Origin of the sequence: Streptomyces sp. SID5785, assembly GCF_009870065.1 — a bacterium.
GTDB lineage: Bacteria > Actinomycetota > Actinomycetes > Streptomycetales > Streptomycetaceae > Streptomyces.
In genome coordinates, this window is the sequence record NZ_WWIA01000409.1 from 1 (window position 1) to 4,013 (window position 4,013).

Annotated in this window: 5 protein-coding genes; 2 read left to right on the forward strand and 3 right to left on the reverse strand. The window is 72.2% G+C overall.

Annotation, left to right across the window (positions count from 1 at the left end):
- Both GTW43_RS13580 and GTW43_RS13585 read left to right on the forward strand, forming a co-directional pair.
- Positions 1 to 995, forward strand: a 995-nt coding sequence (locus tag GTW43_RS13580; RefSeq protein WP_161301926.1) for a zinc-dependent metalloprotease, incomplete at its 5' end; no start/stop codon positions are given.
- Complete coding sequence (locus GTW43_RS13585) at positions 992 to 1,516, forward strand: NUDIX hydrolase (protein WP_161301927.1); 525 nt, start codon at positions 992 to 994, stop codon at positions 1,514 to 1,516. The genes GTW43_RS13580 and GTW43_RS13585, both read left to right, overlap by 4 nt.
- A gap of 124 nt (positions 1,517 to 1,640) precedes the next feature.
- Here GTW43_RS13585 and GTW43_RS13590 read toward each other — a convergent pair whose 3' ends face one another.
- The 3 genes from GTW43_RS13590 to GTW43_RS13600 all read right to left on the reverse strand — a co-directional run.
- On the reverse strand, positions 1,641 to 2,396 hold the full coding sequence (locus GTW43_RS13590; protein WP_161301928.1) for an AIM24 family protein: 756 nt from the start codon (positions 2,394 to 2,396) through the stop codon (positions 1,641 to 1,643).
- A 16-nt stretch (positions 2,397 to 2,412) separates the two neighbouring features.
- On the reverse strand, positions 2,413 to 3,093 hold the full coding sequence (locus tag GTW43_RS13595; RefSeq protein ID WP_161301929.1) for an AIM24 family protein: 681 nt from the start codon (positions 3,091 to 3,093) through the stop codon (positions 2,413 to 2,415).
- 11 nt (positions 3,094 to 3,104) lie between these two features.
- Positions 3,105 to 4,013, reverse strand: a 909-nt coding sequence (locus tag GTW43_RS13600; RefSeq protein ID WP_161301930.1) for an AIM24 family protein, incomplete at its 5' end; no start/stop codon positions are given.

Genomic DNA, 4,013 nt, shown 5'->3' on the forward strand with positions numbered 1-4,013 from the left:
TCGAGCGCGTCGGCATGGCCATGGGCGATGTGCTGCCCGAGGAGATGCAGGCCATGGCCGGCCCGCTGATCGGCATGATGCGCTCCATGGGCGGCGCCATGTTCGGCTCCCAGATCGGCCAGGCCCTCGGCACGCTCGCGGGCGAGGTCGTCGGGTCCACCGACATCGGTCTGCCGCTCGGCCCGGCCGGAAAGGCGGCGCTCCTCCCGCTGAACATCGAGTCCTTCGGCAAGGACCTCAGCGTCCCCATGGAGGAGGTGCGCCTCTACCTGGCGCTGCGCGAGGCCGCCCACCAGCGGCTCTTCTCGCACGTGCCGTGGCTGCGCTCGCACCTGTTCGGCGCGGTCGACGGGTACGCGCGCGGCATCAAGGTCGACACGTCGAAGCTGGAGGACGTGGTCGGTCAGTTCGACCCGCAGAATCCGGAGCAGATGCAGGAGGCGCTCCAGCAGGGCATGTTCCAGCCGGAGGACACGCCGGAGCAGAAGGCGGCGCTGGCCCGTCTGGAGACCGCCCTGGCGCTCGTCGAGGGCTGGGTCGACGCGGTCGTCCACGCGGCGGCGAAGCCGCGTCTGTCGTCCGCCGACGCGCTGCGCGAGACGCTGCGCCGCCGCCGGGCCACCGGTGGGCCCGCCGAGCAGACCTTCGCGACGCTGATCGGTCTCGAGCTGCGCCCGCGCCGGCTGCGGGACGCCTCGCGCCTGTGGGCCTCGCTCACGGACGCGCGCGGGGTGGACGGCCGGGACGGCCTGTGGGCCCACCCGGACATGCTGCCGACGGCCTCCGACCTGGACGACCCGGACGGCTTCGTGCACCGCGAGCACCTGGACTTCTCCGAGCTCGACAAGATGCTCGGCGAGGCCGCGTCCGGCGGCAGGCACGACCTGACCAAGGGCGACACCGGCTCCACCGGCTCCACCGGCGACACCGGCTCCGACCGGAGCGAGGGCGACGACGAGGGCCGCGGCCAGGACGGGGACGACACCGCCAAGTGAGTCTGTACGACGACGCCGTCCTCGTGCTCAAGGGCTACGAGGGACAGCCCGAGCTGCGCCAGGCCTATCTCGACCATCTCGCCGAGCACGGCGACGCCGGAATGTGGAAGCCGTGCACGGCCGGGCATCTGACGGCCAGCGCCCTGGTGATCGACCGGGACCGCGGCCGAGTGCTGCTCACGCTGCACCGGAAGCTGCAGATGTGGCTCCAGATGGGCGGCCACTGCGAGCCCGGGGACGCGACGCTCACGGCCGCGGCGCTGCGTGAGGCGACCGAGGAGTCCGGCATCCCGGGACTGACCCTGCTGCCGGGCGGCCCGGTCCGGCTCGACCGGCACGCGATCCCGGGGCCGTGCACCCAGCATCTGGACGTGCAGTACGCGGCGCTCGCCCCCGCGGACGCCACGGAGGCGATCAGCGACGAGTCGCTGGACCTGCGCTGGTTCCCGTACGACGAGGTCGCGTCGGTGGCCGACGCGTCGGTGGTGCGCCTGGTGGAGGCGACGCGGGCGCGGCTCTGAGGAGCAGGCGCGACCAGGTATGCGTAAGGGGCGCCCACCGTGGTGGGCGCCCCTTACGCATACCTGTCTGGCCGATCAGCTGACCCCGCGGCCCGACCGGAGCGCCGGCCGGGCCGCCCGAGCGTCAGCTCCAGGCGTTGCCCTGGTTCTGGCCCCGGGCGCCCTGCTGGCCCATGCCGTACTGGGCGGCGAGGCCCTGGCCGACGGCCGCGTTCTGCGGCGGCAGCAGCTCGCTGGGCTGGACCAGCGCGTAGCCGGTGCCCATGAAGCTGAGCTCCCAGCCCTCGCCGGTGTTGCCGCGACGCCGCCACACGCCGGAGGAGTGCGTCTGCGCCTGCATCTGGACGCGCAGCCCGTTGGACCAGGCGACGATGGCGTCCGCGTCGGCGTTGACGTACCGGTCGGGCGTGACCTGGAGCATGAGCGGCTGCCCGGAGGTCATCAGAGCGACCTTGCCGCGGCCGGTGATGTTGAGCTGGTACTTGCCCGAGCCCGAGATGCCGAACTGGCTGTCGACGGCGACCACCTCATGGTGCAGCGAGGAGTCCATCGCCAGCACATAGCTGCTGTCGACGGTGAGGCCGTCCTGGTCCACGTCCACGACGTGGATGTACTGGGCGAGGTTCGCCAGGTAGACGGTGCCCTGCCCGTGGCAGCGCATCAGGTCGAGGCCCTCGCCGGTGTGCGAGCGGGCACGGCGCTGCCCGGAGGTCTGGACCTCGCCGTCGAACTCCATGAGCCCCTGGTAGGCGACCATCGCGCCCTTGCGCGCGAGGATGTCGTCGTGGCCCTCCAGGGCGACCCGCAGCATCTGCGGGTTCTGCACCGTGTAGCGCTCCTGGCTCTGCTGGTCGCTGTATGCGAAAAGCGGACTCTGCATGGTGTCTCGTTCCCCCTCAGCCCCGGACTCGGAGGCGGTCGGTGCTGTCCTCGCTGGGCTGGACGACGACGATGCCCTCGCCGGAGAAGCCCATCTGGTACGCCTCGCCGCTGCCGCGCCCGATGAGCGAGCCCGCGCGGAAGCTGCGCTTGCCCTTCACCTTCAGGTTCGGCGACCAGGCGATGAGCGCGTCCGGGTCCACGTACGTCTCGTCCTCGCCGCGGCCGCAGTCGACGACGATGGGGGTGCCGCGCGAGGTCAGGGCGACATACCCCTGGCCGCTGAGCTTGATGTTCCACAGGCCCTGGCCGGCGAACTTGGCGAGGCCCTTCACGCGCTCGACGCCCCACTGGAGGCCGGCGTCGAAGGCGAGCAGGTTGGTGCCGTTGACGGAGATGGAGTCGCCGCCGAGGTTGATGACGACGACGTCCGCGCCGTAGTCGGCCAGGTAGAGCAGTCCGTCACCGTGGCACCGCATGAGCGGGGCGCCCTCGCCGGTGATCCAGTCACGGGCGATCTGGCGGACGGCGGGCGGGTTCGGCTCGTACTGGACGAAGCCTTCGTAGGCGACCATCGAGCCCACGCGCGCGAGAAGGTCGTTGCCGGTCTGCATGGCGACCTTCAGCATGTTCGCGCCGTGGTTCTCCATGCGGGCGGCTACCGGGGTCGGGGCGTAGCCCGCGAGTGGCTGGTTCATGACGGACTCCCTCAGACCTCGTACGGCTGGACGACGATGAAGTTGCCGGGGGCTCCCCGGAACTGCAGGTTGACGCTCTCCCCGCTGTGTCCGGGGTAGGCGTTGCGCCGCATCCTGACCTGGCTGGAGATGATCGCCTGCGCGGCCGCGGACCAGGCCACGACCGCATTGCAGTCGGCGAAGGTCGTGGGCGTCACAGGCAGCACGACGGGCGTGCCGTGCGTCTTGACGACGACGGTGCCGGTGCCCTGGAACTGCATGACGAACAGGGCACCGCCGGGGATGCCGTGTCCCTCGATGCGCCGCACCTCGTACTGCAGGCTCTCGTCGAACGCGAGCACGTTCTCCGCGGAGACGCAGATCGCGTCGCCCTGGAGCTCGATCGGGTGCAGGTGGGTGGCGTCCTCGGCGAGGAACACCTGGCCGCGGCCGGTGCAGCGCATCAGCTGCATCTCCTGGCCGGTGGCGTTGCCCACGATGCGGCCGGCGAACCCGGCGCCCTTGTAGCTGAACTCGACCTTGCCCTGGTAGAGCACCATGCTGCCCTGCCGGGCGAGCACGGGCTGGTCGCCCGTGGCGCCGAGGTCGACACGGACCAGCTTCTTGTTCTGGAGCGTCCAGCGCTGCCCCGTCGGGGCCTCGCGGAACTTCTCCAGCGCCGCGGCGACGCCGGGCGCGGCGGCCTGCTGCGGCACGCCCTGCGGTACGCCCTGGGGCGCGCCGTACGGAGAGGGCGCGGCCGGGGGCTGGCCGTAGCCGGGAGGCGCGGACGGCGTGTGCGGCTGCTGGCCGTAGCCGGGGGGCAGCGGGGCGCCGCCCTGCCCGGGGACCTGACCGAACGGGGCCTGCTGGCCGTACGGGTTCGGCGCGGACGGCGGGGCCACGGGGCCGGGCGGGGCCGGCGGCGTGTTCAGCGGCGC

Coding starts and splice junctions, on each gene's coding strand:
- GTW43_RS13590 (WP_161301928.1), bottom strand. CDS start 2,396: ATGCAGAGTCCGCTTTTCGCATACAGCGACCAGCAGAGCCAGGAGCGC.
- GTW43_RS13595 (WP_161301929.1), bottom strand. CDS start 3,093: ATGAACCAGCCACTCGCGGGCTACGCCCCGACCCCGGTAGCCGCCCGC.